Source organism: Vibrio breoganii, from assembly GCF_024346795.1.
GTDB lineage: Bacteria > Pseudomonadota > Gammaproteobacteria > Enterobacterales > Vibrionaceae > Vibrio > Vibrio breoganii.
This window is the reverse complement of the sequence record NZ_AP024864.1, coordinates 2,074,195-2,097,796: the sequence shown is the minus strand read 5'-3', so window position 1 is coordinate 2,097,796 and position 23,602 is coordinate 2,074,195. Positions and strand designations below refer to the sequence as shown.

The following is a 23,602-nucleotide window of genomic DNA, read 5'->3' as shown; positions in this document are numbered from 1 at the left end:
CTGTAATTTGAAATCTAAATCCAGTATGACCCACTTCAACTTTTTCTTGTGATTCAGAGTTGAAAGTCGTCTTATCATGAAGGTTTTTTTCGATGTAAATGGAATTTGACGATTTTGACGTATCGTAACTAGCTGAAATTATTGAATTAATTATCTTTAGGTTTTTTGATAGTGAACTTGTTCAAACAAATCCCCCTCACTTATTTCGTGTTTGAAAAAATCTGTAAGAATTATCCCAGTAAACAAAAACGGCACCGGAAGTGCTGATTACTCAAATAAAATAATTTATAAAATACAAGGGGTTCCTTCATGTCTCTGTTCAAAAAGTCTTTAGTAGCGGTCGCGTTATCCAGCGCTTCACTAAGTGGTGCAGCATTAGCTTCGGAAACTGGCCAAGTTGGTATTATTTCTGATTTCAATGTTCAAGCGTACGGTGTTGCAGCTATTTCAATAGTCAATTACAACACCGGTGACAATCGAGATGATAGTGTTGGTTATGCTGTAGAGAATGAATCCCGAATTGGATTCCGCGCTTCTAAACCAATGTTTGATGATTTTTTGATTACTATGCAGATAGAGTCGGGTTATGTTGATAGTACTGATTGGGGACATGGTGGCGTTGCTGGTGGTGTTTTAGGTTTCCGTGATACTTTCATTGGTGCATCTGGTGAATGGGGTAACTTGAGAGTCGGTCGTGTTCTAACCCCTTTGTATGAAATTGTTGATTGGCCTTTCTCTAATCCTGGTTTGGGTGCTACTTTCGATTGGGGCGGTATTAATGCAAACTACGATCGTCAATCTAACCAAGTACGTTTTGACTCGGCTAACTATGGTGGTTTGACATTTGCTGCATCGGTAGGTCGTGACCAAGATGAGAATGGTGGTGGTAACCCAACAAGAGATTCAAACTTTTATGGCGGTAACATCAAGTACAACTTTAGTACTGTAACATTGATGGCAGCCGGTGAGTCAGCAAATAACCTTCGTGGTGTAGATGGTGATGATTCATTTTCATATCTAGTCGGTTTTGAGGCTGGTCTTCCTGCTGGGTTTGGAATTGCAGCTGCCTATAAATATGATGAAATTGATGGAAACGTAGATGAGCTTACTCAAGACTCTATTTCTGTTATTGGTCAATGGTGGCACGGTGCCCTTGGTATCAAATTGGGTTACGCACAGAATTTCGATTCAGAAAAGAATAGCGTAACGCAGGATGACGGTAACAGTATTACTTCTGTGCAAGTTATGGGCGTAATCGATGGTTTTGTACCTTATGTTCGTGTTGCTGGTCGTACAGACTTCAACGGCAACAATGATACAGATATCGTTACTCGCTTTGGCTTAGAATATGGTTTCTAAGAATCTATTAATAGAGACTTATAGCTTCCAAATACCTAAATAAAGTAAGATTTAAGGCGCCAACATGATGTTGGCGTTTTGAATTAGCAATGGATAACATCTTATATGGTCTTAATAAAAAATAATAAATGGGTATTGGCGTCACTAGCAATGGCTCTTGGCGGTTGTTCCACATTGGATTCATCTAGTGATTTTTCGAATTCCGTCGCCAACGTAGATACTCGACTCACTCATATTCAAGTTACGGGTAGAGACTTTCAACCTGACTTCATTGCAAAAAGTGGATCTAATATTCTCAAGTCCTCTTTGAGTTTGACGGATAATTACCCTATAGATAAAACTTCAGCGCCTACTTCTTATATAGAAATGGAAGTGAGTTACTTTCAAAATTACGATGAGTACAAAACCTCTACGTACAATGGTTTAGTTCAAAATCTTACTCGTACAAAACCGTCATCTTCAAGTTGTAACGAGCATTGTACTGCCACTCAATATTTTAGATTTCCGATAGATCAAGAACAGATTGAGATTGCATCCTCGGAAGGGTTATCTTTTGAATTAACTTCTACAAATAAGGGAATGAGAACTCAATTTGATATTCCCGCTGCCTATATAGAAACGATACACAAAACAGCTGAGTTGAACGCAAGAGGTGTAGTTTCGTCTGTTGATAATCAAGCTGCGAATTCAAAACCAGAACCCAAAGCAAAATCAAATGAAATGCTTGAGTACTGGTACAATGAAGCGAATCCAGAAGATCAGAACGCATTTACTGATTGGGCTTTTAAAAATAGAACGGAGATCGGTGCCAAGCTAGACTTGAGTAATAAACCTGTTGAGATGATGACATACTGGTATGAGAAAGCATCGCTTGAAGAACGCAAAAAATTCCTAACATGGCTACTAGATCAGTAAGATTAAGAGCACGAAAAATTTAACATCCAAGTACAATTCTTGAATCAGTCTGCTTTAGACTTATGAACAACAGTTTTGGCCTAGCATCATTTTTCATGTTGATGATGCTGGGCTTTATTTTTGCCATGAAAATACTCGGTATTTCGCACCAAATCTTACCAATCTAACCCCCTATCAATTTTTATAAGCAGTAAAAGTACGGCTACTTTGCGTGACTCTCGTCACTTTTTTCTGTTTGCGTCCAGATTGTGGCTTCAATTTATCTAAATCTACTTTGATTTAGGTCCCACTCAACCTATCCATATTTGATTGATATCGTGATCATAGTCACCTTTTGTATTTGTTGTTGAATTCTCTATAAAATTTATATTTTTATTAACTTGTTGTTTTTAATGGTTTAATTAACTTTTATTTTTTTTATAAGACATGTTGATGTGATATATGTCGCACTGTCGATAGCTTTATTTTTCTTTGCGAATTAACTGGAGCAGGATGCATCCAAGTCATGGAGACATTGTAGCTACTGAAATCGAACTCGAATTCGAAAGTGCAGTACTACTGAAGCTGAAAAGGATTTGTTCTTGGTTCTAGAAGGGTTGCCAAGAAAATCATTAGAAGAGCTTGTGAATTGAAGCTCTCAATAAATTCTAGTTTGACAAATGTAGGTATAAACATGAAAAAAGTTATCGGGTTAAGTGCACTGGCATTAGCTGTTTCTTCTCCAGCATTCGCATCTTCTTACGTTACAGGTAATGTTCAGTTTCACGATGACGGTCGTATCCACGGCTCAAAATCAACTTCGACACTAGAAGCGGGGCATACTTTTGAAAACAGTTTAGGCGGCCTGACTCTTTACACTGAGTTTGACGGCATTCAGCTTGGTGAGATTGTTACTGAAAATGGTGGTGCAGGTAATACTACTCCAGCTATCACTGTTGGTGGTGAGCAATCATTTAACCTAACCGATCACCTATGGGTTGCTGCAGGTTACCAGCACTTGATTTCTGCGGGTGACTCTATCCAGTACCGCCCACTAGTTAAGATTGGCTACAACTTCGATAACGGCATTTCTATTAGCAACCGTACTCGTGCTCATATCGATGCAACAGATGCCGACGCTGATACAGATTACCGCATGGATAACCGCATTGCTTACGATTTTGCGGACATGGATCTTGCTCTAAGCTACAACAACGTTTACATGATTGAAGGCGAGACAATGGATCACGAGATCCGTGCTACTTGGACACGCAACGGCGTTCAGCCTTACTTCGAGTTCCGCAGCCAAGCGAATGGTCTTGAAAATGATGCGGGCAGTAGCCTAGTAAACAATGCCTTCGTATTCGGTGCCTCTTACGGCTTCTAAGGTTATTTCCTCGTAGGGCATTTACCTTTTTTGCCCAGTAAACACAAGGAAGGGTGTTAATTGTTTGATTTGCCGAGCTGGATTGTCAGCTCGGCTTTTTTGTTTTTAATACTCAGCGGTGATCTCGTAGGAAGTGAATTTACGTAGGTTAATCACACCGGTATCGAAGTATAAGTACTGACCCTTGATGCCGAGTAGAGTGCCACCTAAACGTGGCGTTTTATCAAAGTTTAAGGAGCTGATCTTGGTTGGGTATTCGGTCACTGGGTAGTCAATATCAACAACGTCAGCATCTAGACGTTCAATCGCATCTGCACCGAACCTAAGCTGAAGCTCTGATAGCTTTTCTTCTATCTGTGGAATCAGTTCTTGAGCTCGTTGCTTCAGGTCTATGTTGTCTGCTTTGCCTTTTAGCATGTTGCGCCAATTGGTTTTATCAGAAATAAACGCTTTTAATGCCGTTTCTACCAAACCCGATTGAAGACGAGAGCTGACCTTGAAGATCGGCAGGGCTTGGTTGGCTCCTTGGTCTATCCAGCGAGTAGGTATTTGTGTATGACGAGTAATACCGACCTTTATCGCGGTAGTATTGGCCAAATAAACGTAGTGGGGCACAAAGCAATTGTCCTCGCCCCATTGCGGTTCTCGACAGGTGCCTTCATCAAAATGGCAGGTTTCCGGTTTCATTATGCACATGTCGCATTTAGCAAGCTTGGTCATGCAAGGGTAGCAAAACCCTTGAGAATAACTTTTCTTGGTTTTCTTGCCGCACTCTTGGCAATGGATGTTGCCTGAATGTTCTAAAGTGAGCGGCTTACCAATCAAGGGCATAAGATCAAGCAACTGATCATCTAGTGGTAATTGATAGGTGACTTGTCCATCTTGTAGAGCGGAGGTCATCTTGCGGATATGGCCAGTTATTTGAGTCATGCTTTGCGTATTCCTTTGTATTTCGCAACCGTTCGTTCTCTATTTCTAGTATACCTAACAAAATTGTGACTGTGCTCATAATGTTGTTTATAGCGAACAGAGGTATTTTAGGTGCTGATTTGGTTACTCTTTATTACCAATTCTTACGTATTACAGTTGTAGCGCACTTGTTAACAATGTGAGCTGGGTCACTTTTAGTTCATTAATATTGCAATGTGTCATAATACTGCAACATTAATGTTGTTAGGGCGCGTTAGATGGCGCATATTGAAAGGGTGTTAAACATTATCAAGGAAAGCTTATGCATCACCCATCTATGATTGAACATTCTGAGTTTGGTCTTATCAGCCGTATCGCTCTATTTTCATTGGCCTCACTGATCTGCGTAGTAAGTTTCATATTATGAATACTCTAAGCTAGGGGAGTATCTGCAAAGCTACATCGGTTATACCAAATACTCCCCGCCCCCGCGTCATTTCACTATCTTAATTTTTACTCTGAATTGCCTTGCTTAAGGCTTACTCTGCCCCTCTTTAACTAGTTTCAGCTGGATCTCGTTGTACATTTGTACTTCGGTGCTAAAATAGCGACAAATTTTACGCTTATCCAAGCGACTGGACTGTTAAAGGTAAATTCAATGACGGTAAAAACTCGTTTTGCCCCAAGCCCAACTGGCTTCCTACACGTAGGCGGTGCACGTACTGCACTTTACTCTTGGCTTTATGCTAAAAACCAAGGTGGTGAATTTGTACTGCGTATCGAAGACACTGACCTAGAACGTAACTCTCAAGAAGCAGTAGACGCTATCCTTGAGGGGATGCAGTGGATGGGACTGGATTGGGATGAAGGTCCGTACTTCCAATCTAAACGATTTGACCGCTACAATGAGTGTATCGACCAACTGCTAGCAGAAGACAAAGCGTACAAATGCTATGCGTCTAAAGAGTTGCTTGAAGAGATCCGCGCTGAACAAGAAGCCAATAAAGAAGCGCCTCGCTACGATGCTAATCACCCTAAAGTTGTTGCAACAAATGCCCAAGCTAAAGAGGGTGACGATTACGTAGTACGCTTCCGCAACCCGAAAGAGGGTAGCGTGGTATTTGACGACCAGATTCGTGGTCGCATTAAGATTGGTAATGACCAGATGGATGACCTTATCATTCGTCGTACCGATGGCGCGCCAACATACAACTTCGTAGTTGTAGTGGATGACTGGGATATGGGTATCACTCACGTAGTTCGTGGTGAAGACCATATCAACAATACGCCTCGTCAGATCAACATCTACAAAGCATTAAATGCGCCAGTTCCTACCTTTGCACACTGTGCAATGATTCTAGGTGACGATGGTGCGAAACTGTCTAAGCGTCATGGTGCTGTATCAGTCATGCAATACCGCGATGAAGGTTACTTACCGAATGCACTAAACAACTACCTAGTTCGCCTAGGATGGTCTCACGGCGACCAAGAGATCTTTTCAAAAGAAGAGATGATTGAGTTCTTTAGCCTGAATGCTATCTCTAAATCAGCCTCTGCGTTCAATACAGACAAATTGTTGTGGCTAAACAACCACTACATCAAGACCTCAGAGCCTGAGTACGTTGCTAAGTACCTGCAATGGCATTTGGATCAGCAAAACCTAAACACTGACAATGGTCCTGCAATTACTGAAGTGATCACATTGGTTGGTGAGCGTTGCAACACGCTTGTTGAGCTAGCTGAGCAAGTTCGTTACTTCTATGAAGACTTTAGCGAGTTTGAAGCGGGCGCTGCTAAGAAGCATCTGCGCGGCGTAGCAAAAGGACCTCTAGAATTGGCACTGGCTAAAGCTGAAGCACTGACAGATTGGTCTACTGACGCGATCAAAGATGGCGTGATCAAAGCCGTTTGTGACGAGCTAGAGATCGGCATGGGCAAAATCGGCATGCCACTGCGTGTTGCTGTTACCGGTGGTGGTCAATCTCCATCTGTAGATGCAGTCATGGAATTGATTGGTAAAGAGCGTGTTATTGCTCGTATCAAGCTTGCACTTGAGTTCATCGCACAGCGCGAGGCAAATGCTTAATTAGCTGAGTTGCACGCTAAGTAAACTGATTTAATCAAACCGCTAACTTTCAGTAAGTTAGCGGTTTTTTTGTATTATAGTTATGGGACTGTCTTTGTCTCGCTATGGTGCCTTCTTGAAATCTCGTGCTATTCCTCTTTTTGATACCCTTAGGTTTTTAATACCGTTGCTGTTCGGCTTGCTGTTTTCAACGCTTGGTCTTGCTGATATCGAACTGACTGAAGAGGAGAAGGCTTGGCTTAGAGAGGGACAAAAAGTTCAGGTTGCGGTATTTGAAAGTCATCACCCTTTTATGTTTACGAATAATCGGGGCGAGTTTGCCGGTATAGTTAATGATTACCTTCAATACATAGAAAAAGAGACGGATATAGATTTTATAGAAGTCCCTATAGTTACCCTTGAAGAAGGCTACCAAGGCATAGAGGATGGTAGCTTAGACTTGTATCCGATGACCTTTGATTTTTCAGGGTCACAGATTGGTCTCAATTATTCAGTGCCATACCTCCCATATCATTATTTTGTCTTTACCAACATTAACGATACCTTTGAAGCAAAATTGACGCCCAATTCTGAAATACTGCCCAAACTTGCTGTCATTAAAGGAAGTGCTGTTGACCGATACCTCCATACTCAAGAGAGCGACTTAGAGGCAGTTTACTTTCAAAGTGATAGAGAAGCGCTTAAAGCATTAGATGCTGGTGTGGTTGATGCTTTTGTGGGTGAAAAAGTTTCCTCTCAAGGCCTGATTAAAGGACTCCACCTCAAAAACGTCAAAGAACTAAGACCGGTAAGAGCGCTTTATGGCTTGCGACTGCAAATGGCCACCAATCCCAAGGCGACTCAATTATTGTCGATTATAAATAAGACATTGAAGAGCATGCCCTATGATATTCAAAACGGCATTATGGCGCATTGGTATGATAATGAGCCGCATAAAAATCGACTTAATGGCTATACCTACTTCAATCGTGTCCCCTATATGTACACCTCGGACTCGGCCGTTGGACTAGAGTTTTCTATCTTGCAACACCTGTTTGAGTCAATGGGTTACGAGGCAGGTAATTTATTAGCTGGAAGCCAAGATTTTGATTATGCCAAAAAGTTGGTAGCCGACGACCTTGATTTTGTATCAACTCAAATTGTCGACAGTTGGATAGTGCAAAATCAAACGCAGGGAGACCTGTTTTACTCTGACCCTTATTTAGTTCAAGAGTACCGACTGGTTTCTCGTTTGGGTGAGCGTATAGCGTTAAATGGTCAAGTACCCAAGATAGTAGGGAGTATTGTAAGTAGAGATGATGTGGTCGTTGCCCATGCTATCAAAATGCTTGGAGAGCGGTTTGGCCGAGGGATCGATAAGGAGTTTATTGATTTAACTCGCGCTTTAGAGGCGCTTGATGAAGGAGAAGTGGATTATCTGCTACTCGATTCAAGGCAACTGTCCGTTCATTTTAGCCGTCTTAATCAAGAACTGAACGTCAATATTACTCATGATCAAAGCACTCGCTTTAGAGTTCCGCTGACGATTGCTTTTCGTGATCCAGTGCTTCGCGACAAATTTAATGCTGAGATCAGTGTTTTTGCCCGCAGTGCGAAGTACCGCCGCTTAGAAAAGCTGTACGAGAACGCATCATTTCGCTCTAAGGCTCAAAGTGGCGAATTGATGGTAGAAATCATTACTTACCTGATATCTGTAGACAGAGCTGAGCTCATTGATAAGGTGTTTGAGGCGTTTAATTTCTCTAGTGGCTTCGAAGCGATTAGCCTTCAAAGAGGCGACAACCCCAACAATGTGACCAATTACTCCACCAATAGAGGCCGGATGGTAAAGGTTGATGACTTTAGTCGCCAAGGGTTGATACATCTGACCAAGCCTCTGCTGCAAGAAGACGGCATAGAGCAGGTTATCCTTGGCGAGTTAACCATTTATTCAGAGCTGACAAATAGCACCTCATTTGACCAAAACTACACCCCGCCATTAAGTGTCTTTGAGGGGTTCAGCGCAGCCGATTATCAGAATATTCGTGAAATTTACCAGCGCTCTAACTTACAGATATCAACGTTAAATCTCTCTCAACAAGAGGTTGAGTGGATCAAAAAGAATCCAGTAATCTCGGTGGGTATCGACCCTGCTGCTTTGCCTTATGAGGGGGTGAAAAATGGTGAATATCGAGGGATTGTTGCCGATGTGCTGAAGGACATGAGCCGTAAAGTTGGCGTTCAATTTGAACCTTACTTGGTTGGCTCTTGGCAAGAAACTGTTGAGAAGGTGGAGAGACAAGAATTACCGATGGTTTCCGCCGCCATAGAAAACAAGAGCATGTCGTATGATTACGTGACGACTTTGCCATTGTTCACGGATCAACTTGCCGTGGCGTGTAGGACAGGGCTTGACTATGGTCATGGCTTAGAAAGCATGGATGGAAAACGGGTCGGAATTCAGCGCGGTGCCTCAAATACTCCAACGCTAATGGACAACTACCCAGAGATTGAGTGGGTGTTAGTGGATAGTTCTGCTATTGGCTTGGAACGATTAGCGAACGAACAGTTAGAAGGATATGTGGATACGACTTATGTTATTAACTTCATTTTTAATGAACACTCCTATCGTAATTTGTCCATTGTGGACCGCTTAGATTACACAGTAACCCCTACCTTTCACACATTAAAGAGCGAGCCGATACTCAGCTCTATTGTCACTAAAGCGGTACGTTCAATCAGCGCTAGCCGAAAACAGCAGATCATAAATAACTGGGCCTCAAGTCGAGTGATAGAGAAGATCGACTATCGAATGATATTGTTGATATCCGGTTTCTCGCTCCTTATCCTTGTGATTTTTTTCATTTCAAATAGAAGGCTAAAGAAGCAGGTGGAGGCGACGACTAAGGCAGAGCAGGAGGCCCTTGCCAGTCGAAATCAACTGTTCGATATCCTCAATACCTCGAGTATTGCGGCAATCATGGTACAAAATGATCGCATTGTTTACTCCAATACCCGTGCTTTGGAGCAGTTTAAACTAAACAGCAATGAATCTTATGGAACACTCATATCACGTGTTTATGCGGATGCGGAGGATAGAGAAAATGTCTATCAGGAGCTTCAAGACAAAGGCAAGATCGTTGATAGGGAAATGGTGTTTCAACGAGAGGACAACAGTCAGTTTACTGCTTTGTGTAGCTACTATGAGATAGATTATCTAGGTCAGCCGGCCGTGCTTTTCTGGAGCTATGATATTTCAGAGATCAAGGCGCTTAATAAAGAGCTTGCGAACGCTATTGTTGCAGCCAATATAGCCAATCAAACAAAAAGTGATTTCTTGGCTAACATGAGTCACGAGATCCGCACTCCAATGAATGCCATTATCGGTATGTCTTATCTCGCCCTTGAAGGTAACTTGAATAGCAAGGCGCGAAATTACATCAGTAAGGTCCATCAGTCTGCTCAATCTTTATTGTTGATAATCAATGATATATTGGATATTTCTAAGATTGAGTCGGGCAAGTTAGACCTAGAGCAACGCCCTTTTTCTTTAAAGGATACCCTAAGGGATATCGCTAATATTCTGAGCTTTAGAATTGCAGAAAAGAACGTAGATTTCATTTATAACATCGAGCGTTCTATTCCAAGAATGGTGATTGGTGATGAGCTTAGACTGTCACAGGTGTTGATAAACCTAGGTAATAACGCCACCAAATTCACCGATAAGGGTGAGATTCTTATCGGCCTTGAAGCTAAGCCTGTGGATAGCCCAGAAGATCTGTATCGTTATCACTTTTATGTGCAAGACACCGGAATTGGGATTGCAGAAGATAAACTCAACAGCTTATTTGAGTCATTCCAGCAGGCGGACGCATCAACAACACGGGAGTATGGCGGCACAGGGCTAGGTTTGAGTATTAGCCGTCAGATTATTGAGTTAATGGGCGGACGAATATGGGTAGAGAGTGAGCTAGGAATAGGGAGTACCTTTCACTTTGAGGTTGAGCTTAAGGTTGCCACAAACGCCAATAGGCTTAATCAAGAAAGATTGGATAATATCAGTGACTTGAGCGATAAGTCTTTGTGGGTATTAGAGTCTTCCGAAAAGGGGGAACTGGCGTTACGTAATGCCTTGCTTGGCACTGATTTAAACCCAAGGATTTATGATGACTTCTCGACATTATTAGAAGCGCTGAAAGAAGCTAATCAAGTTCAGTCCATTGTCTACGTTTGCGATGTCGGACTCTCAAAAGATGCCTCCATATTTCAATCACAGCTAAGGCAACTTAAAGAGAAAGGACGAGTGGTCTTAAGTAGTGCCAATGAAGATAGGACTACTCTCGCCAGAGAAAATGATATCGAAACCTTACCTCGCCCTTGGCTTCCCTTTGAGTTCCTCGCCCAAGTCAGTGGCTTAGAGTTTGATGATGCGAAGCAATCGACAGGTGAGGACATTGACCACGAGGCATTGTTACGCGGGACACGAGTGCTTCTTGTGGAAGATAACGAGCTCAATCAAGAACTGGTTCTCGGACTTCTTGAACCCTTTGACCTTGATATTGATGTGGTAGGGAATGGACAGTTGGCTGTAGAAAAGGCCAAGCTGCAACAGTATGCGATAATCCTGATGGATATTCAGATGCCAGTCCTAGGCGGCTATCAAGCCACTGAGCAAATTCGAGCGTTCGATAAGCAAACGCCTATCGTGGCAATGACGGCCAATGCGATGGTGGGTGATGAAGAAAAAGCTGCCGCAGTAGGGATGGACGATTACTTAGCGAAACCCATAGAAGTGGCGCGCTTGATGGAAGTATTGGTGCGTGCAGCTCAAAAGGAACAAGGGCTGAGTGATGTAACGCCACAAATAATACAGCCGCAAGTCGCAACGAAAGAATCTGAAGATGGCATCCTATTTTCTGCTGAGAAAGGGTTACAAACCTGCAATCAAAATAGAGCCTTGCTGTTAAACCTACTTCGCAAATATTTGACTAACTCTTCAGCGCGTATCGATAGCTTTGCTCAAGCGATAGAAGAGAAAAACTGGGAAACAGCAAAACGAGAAATCCATACCGTTAAAGGTACCTCAGCAAATATCGGTGCCATGGTGCTCACCAGCTTGTGCGTTCGTTATGAACAGCAGATGCATTCTAACTCTCCTGAGTTAACGCATTTGCAGATTGAGCGCCTTCGCTCGGTATTGATGGAGACAGAGGCTGCAATAGAAGAGTACCTGCATGATAGCCATGCTTTAGAGTTGTTGACCCAAGATGGCGAACAAGATGATATAACAGTCTCTGCGCAGAGTGTACGTTATGAAGAGTTGTATCCTCATATGAGCGAGCTTAAGGGGCTAGTGGAAAACTATGACCTTCAAGCGACGGATAAAGTACAAGCACTTAGAGAGCAGTATTCACAGATTGAGCTACTACAATTACTCGATGCCATAGAAGGCGCTTTGGCCAGCTATCAGTTTGATGGAGCGTTAAAGGTGCTAAATGATTGGTTCGAGAGTCACAAATCTTAGGGAAAGAGATGCCAGACGAAAAGACAATGCTACACCAGGATCAAGATAAGCCCTTGTTATTAATTGTGGATGACACCGCGGAAAACATTGATGTTTTAGCGGGGTTGTTAAAGCAAGACTATCGAATCCGAATTGCGACCAATGGTGAGTTGGCGCTGAAACTGGCTCAAGTCATACCACTTCCTGACCTTATCTTGCTGGATATCATGATGCCTGAGATTGATGGCTTTGAGGTGTGTCGCCAGTTAAAAATCCAAGATAATACTCAGCATATCCCTGTTATTTTTGTCACTGCAAAGATATCGCCAGAGGATGAGATCAAAGGCTTGCAACTTGGGGCGGTGGATTACATCGGAAAACCTATCGTTCCTCCCATCGCCAAGCAAAGAATTGAAACACACTTGGCATTGTCAGACCAAAATAAGCAGTTGTATCTAAAGGTAAAAGAACAAACAAAAGTCATAAAACAGACCAACGTTGAGCTGCTTAAAAGGCTGGGAAGGGCGGCGGAATACAAAGATAACGAAACTGGTATGCATGTTTTGCGTATGGCGAACTATGCCTATATTTTAGCGAAGTCGTGCGGTATGCGGGATGAGCATGCTGATCTATTGAGAGAAGCGGCACCCATGCACGATATAGGTAAGATTGGCATACCTGATGGCATCTTACTAAAGAAGGGGAAATTAGACCCTGAAGAGTGGAATGTGATGCGGAATCATGTACAAATCGGCGTGGATATCCTAGGGGACTGTGAAGGCTCTAAGCTCATGGAAATGGCTCGTATCGTAGCCTTAACTCACCACGAAAAATGGGACGGTACAGGTTACCCCAATGGCTTGGAAGGAGAGCATATTCCTTTAGTTGGACGCATCTGCGCTATTGCTGATGTATTCGACGCGTTAACGTCTGCTCGTCCATACAAACAGCCTTGGTCTGTTGAAGAGGCATTACAGTTTTTGGATGAACAAAAGAGTCATCACTTTGATGCTACGCTGGTGGAGCTGTTTTTAAGCCAAGAGCCTAAAATACGGGAGATCATGAAAAAATATGCTGAGCCTGATTAGTGGTTACTGTTTTTATCTAGCGCATTGATAGTCTCTATCTCTGCTCGACGAAGGCCCTTAAGTTGTCGCTTGAGGGCCTTGTTTTTATACATATTAATGTCAGCTTCAGACAGCAAGTGATCAAAAGTGATGTTCTTATTGTGGTACAAGCTATAACCAATGCTGACTTTGATATTGACGAAGGCACCTTGCACCAGATATTGGCCTTGCTCAACTCTAGATTGAATGGACTGTACTAATTGCGCTAACTCTTCCTCGTTCTTAATTCGAGAAACAATAATAAGGAATTCATCCCCGCCCACACGCGCAATCGTATCGTTGGCACGAACACTTTTTCGTAATCGCTTAGCCACTTGTTTCAATATGAGGTCGCCACTGGCATGACCGTAGTTATCATTTATCTGCTTAAAACCATCAAGGTCGATATTCAGTAAAGCAAATCGTGTCCCCGAATGCTTAGCGTTCCCTATGATGTTTTTGAGGGTGTAAATAAAGTAGCGACGGTTTGGGAGGCCTGTCAATTCATCTTGCATAGAGCGCTGCCTAGCTTGCAGATAAAGCATTGAGATGATGGCAAACATGGCGAGAATGATGGACAGTATTAAATAGCCGTACCATCTGACTGGGTTTATGAGATACCAAAAGGCTGGGTTGGCATCCGGCTTTTCAGCAATGAACACCTCCCAATCTCCGTAGTTAATTTCAATATCATTCACCAGCAGTGGCTTTTTCATCGCCTGTAGGTCGCCAAATACTTGCGTAGGGTCTTCTTTCTGCCTTACAGCAATAGAGTAAACGTTATCTAATAAGTGAGTGTCTTCTACGACTTTCTGTATGTTAACCAACAGAAGAATGTGTCCTTGGTAGGTGCGACTGCCGATATCTCCTGCAAAAATGGGACTGCGCAGTATGTACAACTCGGGTGCATCTTCAACCTTGTGTACCGTGCCTTGAGCTAAGGTCTGAGGGTTACTTTTAAGCTTTTGTATCTGAGTTCTAACCGCCGGAGATTCTGTTGTATCACGCCCAATAGCGGCGGCGTAGAGTAATTCAGGATAGACATACGTGATGACGTCATCGACAGCAACCCCAAGCCCCATAAGTTGGTTGTCGTGATTGAGTAGGCTTTGACTGATTTTTTGTAGCTGTTGATTGGTGATACCAGGCTGAGTGCTAATGATGTTGGCTAATGTATAGGCTGAGTAGATTTTTTTCTGCAAGGATAAAGACAGCTCAGCCGAAACCTCTGCCACTTTGTTTTGCGCATCAGAAAAGCGGATGGTTTTTAATTGATTTTGTTTAAGGGCGTACTGATTCTCTATGAAATAGGTTCCAACTATTCCACATAGCAGTATTGCAGATGTGATGAGGGCTTTTTCTAGCTTTGACGTTAGTTGCACATTTTCCCACCGATTCGCATTGCGAATGTATTTACAGATATTACTTTTGACTGAAGTATAAATAGCATAGTGAATTCTCAGCAGTAAGGTAGGACTATTCTGCCGTGTAACAATACGCTGATCTGTAAAGTAAGTGAAGTTTGAGGGAGATCTCGTTTTTTGTACTTATATGGCATTTTTTATTTTTGCCGTTGATTTTATCAAACCTGCCCCCATTGTATCTTTCAGTGAGATTTCTAAAATATCTCGCCATCAATATTGAAGAGTGTTTAGGGGCACGTCTCGACACAGCTGGTCTATGTCGGTAGAATGTCGCGTCAATTTATTACTCTGAGGTTAATTGGAGATGTCTTGGCTTAAGATATCGCTAATTGATTCGTTGTTGCTTTGATAGCAACGGCACTCTTTTTTGTATTTAGGTGTCTCTTTGAGGCGCACACTAGGATGTTGTCACTCTCTGTAAGAGCTGTGACGCCATGCTCAGGAAACTGAGCTTTTGTTGAGGTTTAAAAATAATGCAAGCTACTGTTGAAACTCTAGAAGGTCTTGAGCGCCGTCTAACTATCACTGTTCCTGCTGCTAACATTGAAGATGCAGTAACAGCTGAACTACGTAACATCGCTAAAAACCGTCGTTTTGACGGCTTCCGTAAAGGCAAAGTGCCTATGAAAATGGTAGCGAAAATGTACGGTAAAGCGGTACGTAACGACGTTATGGGTGAAGTGATGCAGCGTCACTACATCGAGTCTATCGTTAAAGAAAAGATCAACCCAGCAGGTGCTCCAACTTTCGCACCAGTAGAAACCGCTGAAGGTCAAGATCTTGTATTTACTGCAACTCTAGAAGTTTTCCCTGAGATCGAACTTAAAGGTCTTGAGAACATCGCTGTTGAGAAACCAGTAGTAGAAGTTAAAGATGCAGACGTAGACAACATGATTGAAACTCTACGTAAGCAACAAGCAACTTGGACTGAAGTTGATGCAGCTGCTGAAGAAGGCATGCGTGCAACTATCGATTTCTCTGGTTCTATCGACGGTGAAGAGTTTGAAGGCGGTAAAGCTGAGAACTTCCCACTAGAAATGGGCCAAGGTCGTATGATCCCTGGTTTTGAAGACGGTATCACAGGTAAGACTGCTGGTATGGAATTCGACATCGACGTAGCTTTCCCAGAAGACTACCACGCTGAAAACCTAAAGGGTAAAGAAGCTAAGTTCTCTATCAAAGTGAACAAAGTTGAAGCTCGTGAGCTTCCAGAGCTTACTGACGAGTTCGTTGCTAAGTTCGGCGTTGAAGAAGGCGGTGTTGACGCACTTAAAGCTGAAGTACGCAAGAACATGGAGCGTGAACTTAAGCAAGCTGTTAAGACTCGCATCAAAGATCAAGCAATCGACGGTCTTGCTAAAGAAAACGACATCACTGTTCCTTCTGCTCTTATCGAGCAAGAGATCGGTGTTCTTCGCCAGCAAGCTGCACAACGTTTCGGTGGCAACACTGACGCTGCTGACCAGCTTCCTCGTGAACTGTTCGAAGAGCAAGCTAAGAAGCGCGTAGTTGTTGGTCTTCTTCTAGGTGAAGTAATCAAAGCTGAAGAGCTAAAAGCAGATGATGAGAAAGTTAAAGCTCTTATCACTGAAATGGCGACAGCTTACGAAGACCCAACTGAAGTTATTGCTTACTACGAAAGCAACGAAGAAATGATGAACAATATGCGCAACGTTGCTCTAGAAGAGCAAGCGATTGACGCTATCATCGCTAAAGCACAAGTGACTGACAAAGAAGAGTCATTTGATGCAATTATGAACCAACAGCCTGCTTAATGGCGTTGTGTTCACGTAGAAGGTTGACTTTTAAATAACACTTCTACTAATAATGGTCCGTATGAGATAATCATTCGGGCCATTTATTTTAGGGATAGGGATATAACACTATGAGCTACCAAGAAAAAAATGTAATGTCGCCGATCGTCGATGCACTCGTACCTATGGTGGTAGAGCAGTCTTCGCGTGGCGAGCGTTCTTACGATATCTATTCTCGCTTGCTTAAAGAGCGAATCATTTTCTTGACTGGACAAGTCGAAGATCACATGGCCAATCTCGTAGTGGCCCAGCTGTTGTTCCTAGAATCAGAAAATCCAGAAAAAGATATTTTCCTATACATCAACTCTCCTGGTGGTAGTGTAACTGCTGGCATGTCTATTTATGACACTATGCAGTACATCAAGCCGAATGTGAGCACTGTATGTATGGGCCAAGCGTGCTCTATGGGCGCATTCCTGCTAGCAGGTGGTGCACCAGGTAAGCGTTTTGCTCTTCCTAACTCTCGTGTGATGATTCACCAACCGTTAGGTGGTTTCCAAGGCCAAGCGTCTGATATTCAAATTCACGCTCAAGAAATTTTGACTATCAAAAAGAAACTAAACACACTTCTTGCTGAACATACTGGTCAGCCAATGGAAGTAATCGAGCGCGATACCGATCGCGACAACTTTATGTCTGCAGACGAGTCAGTTGAATACGGCTTAGTAGACTCAGTGTTGTCTCGAGGCAAATAAGCCCGTCGGTTCAAGTTTTTTGATGTAAACTTTATTAGATTAAAGTTTAAAGCTAAGAGGTTAGCGAATGACAGATAAAAGCAAAGAGAGTGGCAAGCTTTTGTACTGCTCTTTCTGCGGTAAAAGTCAGCATGAAGTTCGCAAGTTGATCGCGGGCCCGTCCGTTTACATCTGTGACGAGTGCGTTGATCTTTGTAACGATATTATTCGTGAAGAGATCAAAGAGGCTCTGCCGAAGAAAGAGTCAGAGGCGTTGCCGACTCCACGAAATATTCGTGAACACCTTGACGATTATGTAATCGGTCAAGAGTATGCGAAAAAAGTGCTTTCAGTAGCTGTATACAACCACTACAAGCGCCTACGTAACGGTGATAAAACCGCTGACGGTGTTGAGCTAGGTAAGAGTAACATCTTGCTGATTGGCCCAACGGGTAGTGGTAAGACACTACTTGCAGAAACGCTAGCTCGTTTCCTAGACGTACCGTTTACTATGGCGGACGCTACAACACTAACTGAAGCAGGTTATGTGGGTGAAGATGTAGAAAACATCATCCAGAAATTGCTTCAAAAATGTGATTATGACGTAGCAAAAGCTGAGCGCGGCATCGTTTACATCGATGAGATTGATAAAATCTCTCGTAAGGCTGAAAACCCATCTATCACCCGTGATGTATCTGGTGAAGGTGTTCAGCAGGCACTGCTTAAACTGGTTGAAGGTACAATCGCTTCAGTTCCGCCTCAAGGTGGTCGTAAGCACCCTCAACAAGAGTTCTTGCAGGTTGATACCTCGAAGATTCTATTTATCTGTGGCGGAGCATTTGCCGGCCTAGATAAAGTGATTGAGCAACGAGTTGAAACGGGTTCTGGTATTGGCTTTGGCGCGGAAATCCACGCTAAAGACGAGAACAAGAGCATCAGCGACATGTTCAAGCAAGTAGAGCCTGAAGATTTGGTTAAATACGGCCTTATCCCTGAGTTTATCGGTCGTCTTCCGGTAACGACGACTCTTACTGAACTTGACGAAGCTGCCTTGATTCAGATTCTTAGCCAGCCTAAGAATGCACTGACGAAGCAGTATGCAGCCTTGTTTGACATCGAAGATGTAGAACTTGAATTCCGTGAAGATGCACTTAACGCAATTGCGAAGCGTGCAATGGAGCGTAAAACAGGTGCTCGTGGTCTTCGCTCAATTCTTGAGAACGTGCTACTTGATACCATGTACGAACTGCCTTCAATGACAGACGTAAGCAAAGTGGTTATCGACGAGTCTGTTATCAATGGTGAGTCTGAACCACTGATGATCTACAACGGCGGTGACAACCAAGCGGCGATTGCAGAATCGTAAGGTTGAGCCTTAGAAAATAAAAAGCGAGCAGTAGCTCGCTTTTTTTGTGTCTGTTGATCGCATACTTACGTATGAGATGACTTGTATTCCACTGTTTTGCATTCTATTTCAGTCAAAACAACGAAAAACGGGCACTATTTGAGTAAGTTAGCTGATTCTTATTGTTACAAGTATTGATTCTATTTAAAGTGACCTTATATAAAGACCATAAGCCGAAAACGGAAGAGAGAGAACTATGAACTTGGAGCGTTCCGAGCGTATTGAAATACCCGTTCTACCATTACGAGATGTGGTCGTTTACCCACATATGGTCATTCCTCTGTTTGTTGGTCGCGAAAAGTCGATCAACTGCCTTCAGTCTGCGATGGATAATGACAAGCAAGTACTGCTTGTCGCCCAAAAAGAAGCGGACACCGAAGAGCCGACCAAAGATGATTTATTCCAAGTAGGTACAGTCGCCACCATACTGCAGCTTCTCAAATTACCAGATGGTACAGTTAAAGTGCTGGTTGAAGGTCAGCAACGTGCGCAAATTCACTCTGTTCGTGAAGACGACTTCTTTATCGCGGATGCTGAGTTCCTAACCACGCCGGTGATGGATGATAAAGAAGAAGAGGTGGTTGTGCGCAGCGCTATCAACCAATTCGAAGGTTTTATTAAACTGAACAAGAAGATACCGCCAGAGGTATTAACCTCTTTGAATGGTATCGATGATGCCCCACGTCTTGCAGATTCAATTGCCGCTCATATGCCTTTGAAACTTGCTGAGAAGCAGCGAGTACTAGAGATCATCGACGTTAACGAGCGTCTTGAGTTCTTGATGGGTAGCATGGAGTCTGAGATTGACATCCTGCAGGTTGAAAAGCGCATCCGTGGTCGCGTCAAAAAACAAATGGAAAAATCCCAACGCGAGTACTATCTGAATGAGCAAATGAAAGCGATTCAGAAAGAACTTGGCGATATGGATGACGCGCCAGATGAGTTTGAAGCGCTCAAGGCAAAAATCGAAGAATCTAAAATGCCTACAGATGCTCGCGAGAAAACAGAGCAAGAGCTGCAGAAGTTGAAGATGATGTCACCTATGTCGGCAGAAGCGACAGTGGTGCGCAGCTACATCGACTGGATGGTGGGTGTACCGTGGGCTAAGCGCTCCAAGGTGAAGAAGAACCTAGCCAAAGCTGAAGAAGTACTCAATGCCGATCACTACGGCTTAGAACGCGTTAAAGAGCGTATTCTTGAGTATTTGGCGGTACAAAATCGTATCAACAAGCTGAAGGGACCTATCCTGTGTCTTGTTGGGCCTCCAGGTGTCGGTAAAACCTCTCTAGGTCAATCTATTGCAGCTGCAACAGGTCGTAAATACACACGCATGGCACTGGGTGGCGTACGTGATGAAGCAGAGATTCGTGGACATCGCCGTACTTACATTGGCTCTATGCCAGGTAAGCTTATCCAAAAGATGTCTAAAGTAGGGGTGAAGAACCCACTGTTCTTGCTCGATGAGATCGACAAGATGTCGTCTGACATGCGCGGTGACCCTTCATCAGCGTTGCTAGAAGTACTGGATCCAGAGCAAAACAACGCCTTTAACGATCACTATCTAGAGGTTGATTACGACCTGTCTGATGTGATGTTTGTGGCTACGTCGAACTCTATGAATATTCCAGGTCCACTGCTAGACCGTATGGAAGTGATTCGTCTATCTGGCTATACGGAAGATGAAAAGCTGAACATTGCCAAGAACCACTTGCTTGATAAGCAGATCAAGCGCAATGGTTTGAAGCCTCAAGAGATCGAAGTTGAAGACTCTGCCATTGTTGGCATTATCCGTTACTACACTCGTGAAGCTGGCGTTCGTAGCCTTGAGCGTGAGATTTCGAAAATCTGTCGTAAAGCGGTGAAGAACATCTTGCTGGATAGCGCTTTGAAGAAAGTCGTCGTCAACCAAGACAATCTGAAAGAGTACTTGGGCGTGCAGCGATTTGATTACGGTAAAGCTGATGACAGCAACCGTATTGGTCAGGTAACGGGTCTTGCGTGGACTGAAGTCGGCGGTGATCTACTGACCATCGAAACTGAGTCTATGGTAGGTAAAGGCAAGCTAACACAAACCGGTTCACTGGGTGATGTTATGCAAGAGTCTATCCAAGCTGCGATGACGGTAGTGAGAAGTCGTGCAGAAAAGCTGGGTATCAACCCAGATTTCTATGAAAAGCGCGATATTCACGTCCATGTTCCTGAAGGTGCAACACCGAAAGATGGTCCAAGTGCTGGTACCGCTATGTGTACGGCACTGGTTTCAAGCTTAACGGGTAATCCTGTAAGAGCGGATGTTGCGATGACAGGTGAAATCACTTTGCGCGGTGAAGTTCTGCCTATCGGTGGCCTAAAAGAGAAGCTGCTTGCGGCGCACCGTGGTGGCATCAAAACCGTACTGATCCCTAAAGATAACGAACGTGATCTGGAAGAAATCCCTGAAAACGTTAAGAAAGATTTAGTGGTAAAACCAGTACAATGGATTGATGAAGTATTGACCGTTGCACTACAGAATGACCCGAGCGGAGTGTCCGTAGAAGGGTAAAAGAGTGATAAGTCGCAAATATTAGTACGTAAATTAAGCTGATGAGTACAAAATACTTGTCAGCTTTTTTATTGGGCGCTACTTTAACTAATGAGGCTGTAGCCCTTTCCTAATAAGGGTTACAAGCTAGATTCATAAAAACAATGGAATTGACCTACCTAAACTTTCACTCAGGTAGTAATAGGGGAATATATAGTGAATAAAACTCAACTTATCGAAAAAATCGCGGATAACGCAGATCTTTCTAAAGCTTCTGCTGGTCGTGCTCTAGATGCAGTGGTTGAATCAATCAGCGACTCACTGCAAGGTGGCGATCAAGTGGCTCTAGTGGGCTTTGGTACTTTCAGCGTCCGCACTCGTGCTGCTCGCACCGGTCGTAATCCAAAAACTGGTGAAGAAATTCAAATTGCAGAAGCTAAAGTACCTGCATTCAAGCCAGGTAAAGCACTTAAAGACGCAGTTAACTAATAAATTGCTCTCAAGTCACATCAGATAACAAATTATCGTTATCAAACCTTGTATTTATGCGCATCCTACTGGTGCGCATTTCTTTTTCTGATATCATCGGGTGAATGATTTTTAGAGCCTGAGTTCAATACAGGCCGCACTTCGGAGTTTCACACTATTATGATGGAAAGATTACGCGAAGGCGTAAATAGCATCGCAGTTAAGATCATTCTAGGTCTGATTATTCTCTCTTTCGTTTTTACCGGCGTAAGTGGCTATTTAGGTGGCGGGAACAGTACTGCTGCTAAAGTGGGAAATGCTGAAGTTTCTCGCGCAGAATTTGAAATGGCTTACCAGAATGAGCGCAATCGTGCCCAGCAACAAATGGGCGATTATTTTACTAGCCAGCTAGGCGACCCTGCATTTGTGCAGTCGTTCCGTCAGCGTGTGTTGGATCAAATGGTTAATCAGGTGTTGCTTGAGCAGTACGCTGAATCAATGGGCCTTCGCATCAGCGACCAACAGATTCGTGAAGTGCTGCTAAGCATGCCTCAGTTCCAAAGCAATGGTCAGTTTGATCAAGAGGTTTACCAAGCGTCTTTACGTCGTGGCGGTTACAACGCAGAAAGCTTTGCCGAGTACCTTCGTAGCGACCTTGTTCGCCAGCAAATCCTAAGTGCTATTGAGCAGAGCGAATTCGTGCTTCCTCAAGAAGTTGCTCAAGCATCAATGCTACTGACGCAAAAGCGTGACATTCGCACCATCACTATTGACCCAAATGAAATGGCAAAGAGTGTTGAGCTAACGGATGAACAGCTTCAAGATTTCTACCAAAACAACCCTGAGCGTTTCACTCGTCCAGAGCAGTTCAAGGTGTCATACGTTGAGCTATCTGCTGAGAAAATGAATCAGAGCGATGCGGTTACTGACGAAGAAGCTAAAGATTTCTACGAGCAGAACATCGACCGTTACTCGACTCAAGAACAACGTAGCCTTAGCCACATCCTAGTTCAAGATGAAGCGAAAGCTGATGAACTATTGGCTGAACTAAAAGCAGGTGCTGATTTTGCTCAAGTAGCGAAAGACAGCTCAGAAGACTTTGGTTCTGCTGAAGAAGGTGGCGCACTAGGTTGGGTTGAAAAGGGCGTGATGGACCCAGCGTTTGAAGAAGCAGCATTTGCTCTACAAAACACGGGCGATTACACCGAAGTCGTTAAGTCTGATTTCGGCTACCACATCATCAAGCTAGACGACCTAAAAGCGGCGCAAGCCAAGCCGTTTGCTGAAGTCGCAGCAGAAATTAAGACAGAAGTTGCTGAGCAGCAAGCTGTTGACAGTTTCTACGCACTACAGAATGAGCTTGAGACAGTCGCATTTGAATACCCAGATTCACTGGATGACGCTGCAGAAGCGGTTGGCCAGAAGGTGATCACTACAGACTTCGTTTCTGTTGCAGACGCGCCTGAAGTGCTGAAATCTCCTGCTGTTATGCAAGAGCTACAAACACCAGAAGTTCGTGAAGATGGTCTAAACTCAGCGGTTGTTGAAGTTGACCCAGAGCACATCATCGTTGTTCGCATTGAAGATTCTCGCCCTCAAACTGTACTTCCATATGAAGAAGTAGCAGCTCAAGTTAAAGAGCAACTGCAACAGGTTGAAGGTCGTAATCAAGCGAATGAACTGGCAACTCAAGTGGCTGATGCGCTTGAAGCTGGTGACAATACTGTGCTTGCTGAAAACAACTTAAGCTTCAGTGAAGTACAAAGTGTTGACCGTGGTTCTGATCTTTCGCGCACCGTATTTGCAATGCCTCGCCCTAGCGAAGGTAACCTGCACTACGCGAAATCAATCGACGCTATGGGTAACATAGTGATTATTGAGCTAAACAAAGTGGTTAGTGAGATTGATGACCAGTTCAATGCTCAAATCAGTGAACAGTTGCAAACAGGACACGTACAACAAGACCTTATGGGTCTAGTACAGACACTGCGTAACACGACTGATATCGAGTACTACATCTCTGGAGATGCGCAGTAATCATACCGCCGCATTTGCATTAAGAAACGGGCCGCT

The 23,602-nt window shown here is 43.5% G+C and carries 14 protein-coding genes; 12 read left to right on the top strand and 2 right to left on the bottom strand.

The window, feature by feature from the left end; all coding sequences use genetic code 11:
* The first annotated feature begins 309 nt into the window (after positions 1 to 309).
* From OCU35_RS09695 to OCU35_RS09685, 3 genes are all read left to right on the top strand, one after another.
* Positions 310 to 1,359 (top strand): porin, encoded by a 1,050-nt coding sequence (locus tag OCU35_RS09695; RefSeq protein WP_261825279.1) that lies wholly within the window; start codon positions 310 to 312, stop codon positions 1,357 to 1,359.
* A gap of 105 nt (positions 1,360 to 1,464) precedes the next feature.
* The gene (locus OCU35_RS09690) at positions 1,465 to 2,274 is read left to right on the top strand and encodes a DUF2057 family protein (protein ID WP_261825278.1); all 810 of its coding nucleotides are present in this window, start codon (positions 1,465 to 1,467) and stop codon (positions 2,272 to 2,274) included.
* A 673-nt stretch (positions 2,275 to 2,947) separates the two neighbouring features.
* On the top strand, positions 2,948 to 3,640 hold the full coding sequence (locus OCU35_RS09685) for an oligogalacturonate-specific porin KdgM family protein (protein WP_065599589.1): 693 nt from the start codon (positions 2,948 to 2,950) through the stop codon (positions 3,638 to 3,640).
* Between the two features lie 105 nt (positions 3,641 to 3,745).
* Here the strand turns inward: OCU35_RS09685 and OCU35_RS09680 are convergent, their stop codons facing one another.
* On the bottom strand, positions 3,746 to 4,570 hold the full coding sequence (locus tag OCU35_RS09680) for a DUF2797 domain-containing protein (RefSeq protein WP_017243882.1): 825 nt from the start codon (positions 4,568 to 4,570) through the stop codon (positions 3,746 to 3,748).
* 637 nt (positions 4,571 to 5,207) lie between these two features.
* On the opposite strand from OCU35_RS09680, the gene gltX reads away from it, so the two are divergent.
* The 3 genes from gltX (at position 5,208) to OCU35_RS09665 (ending at position 13,205) form a co-directional block, all read left to right on the top strand.
* The gene (gltX, locus tag OCU35_RS09675) at positions 5,208 to 6,635 is read left to right on the top strand and encodes a glutamate--tRNA ligase (RefSeq protein WP_261825277.1); all 1,428 of its coding nucleotides are present in this window, start codon (positions 5,208 to 5,210) and stop codon (positions 6,633 to 6,635) included.
* A gap of 82 nt (positions 6,636 to 6,717) precedes the next feature.
* Entirely contained in the window at positions 6,718 to 12,138 is a 5,421-nt protein-coding gene (locus OCU35_RS09670; protein ID WP_261825276.1) for an ATP-binding protein, read from the top strand.
* Positions 12,139 to 12,146: 8 nt separating this feature from the next.
* Positions 12,147 to 13,205, top strand: a complete 1,059-nt coding sequence (locus OCU35_RS09665; RefSeq protein WP_261825275.1) for an HD-GYP domain-containing protein — start codon at positions 12,147 to 12,149, stop codon at positions 13,203 to 13,205.
* Here the strand turns inward: OCU35_RS09665 and OCU35_RS09660 are convergent.
* Positions 13,202 to 14,605, bottom strand: a complete 1,404-nt coding sequence (locus tag OCU35_RS09660) for a sensor domain-containing diguanylate cyclase (protein ID WP_261825274.1) — start codon at positions 14,603 to 14,605, stop codon at positions 13,202 to 13,204. The genes OCU35_RS09665 and OCU35_RS09660 overlap by 4 nt on opposite strands.
* A gap of 515 nt (positions 14,606 to 15,120) precedes the next feature.
* Between OCU35_RS09660 and tig the strand changes: the two genes are divergently transcribed.
* The 6 genes from tig (at position 15,121) to ppiD (ending at position 23,566) form a co-directional block, all read left to right on the top strand.
* Positions 15,121 to 16,422 carry a trigger factor gene (tig, locus tag OCU35_RS09655; RefSeq protein WP_102334464.1) on the top strand — a complete coding sequence of 434 codons (1,302 nt, stop codon included), beginning with the start codon at positions 15,121 to 15,123 and terminating at the stop codon, positions 16,420 to 16,422.
* A gap of 110 nt (positions 16,423 to 16,532) precedes the next feature.
* The gene (gene clpP / locus OCU35_RS09650; RefSeq protein WP_017027461.1) at positions 16,533 to 17,156 is read left to right on the top strand and encodes an ATP-dependent Clp endopeptidase proteolytic subunit ClpP; all 624 of its coding nucleotides are present in this window, start codon (positions 16,533 to 16,535) and stop codon (positions 17,154 to 17,156) included.
* A gap of 67 nt (positions 17,157 to 17,223) precedes the next feature.
* Positions 17,224 to 18,501, top strand: coding sequence for an ATP-dependent protease ATP-binding subunit ClpX (gene clpX, locus OCU35_RS09645; protein WP_017027462.1), 1,278 nt, complete (start codon positions 17,224 to 17,226; stop codon positions 18,499 to 18,501).
* Between the two features lie 235 nt (positions 18,502 to 18,736).
* Entirely contained in the window at positions 18,737 to 21,082 is a 2,346-nt protein-coding gene (lon, locus tag OCU35_RS09640) for an endopeptidase La (protein ID WP_017031111.1), read from the top strand.
* Positions 21,083 to 21,277: 195 nt separating this feature from the next.
* On the top strand, positions 21,278 to 21,550 hold the full coding sequence (locus OCU35_RS09635) for an HU family DNA-binding protein (RefSeq protein WP_017027464.1): 273 nt from the start codon (positions 21,278 to 21,280) through the stop codon (positions 21,548 to 21,550).
* A 159-nt stretch (positions 21,551 to 21,709) separates the two neighbouring features.
* On the top strand, positions 21,710 to 23,566 hold the full coding sequence (ppiD, locus tag OCU35_RS09630; RefSeq protein ID WP_261825273.1) for a peptidylprolyl isomerase: 1,857 nt from the start codon (positions 21,710 to 21,712) through the stop codon (positions 23,564 to 23,566).
* Positions 23,567 to 23,602: the final 36 nt, after the last annotated feature.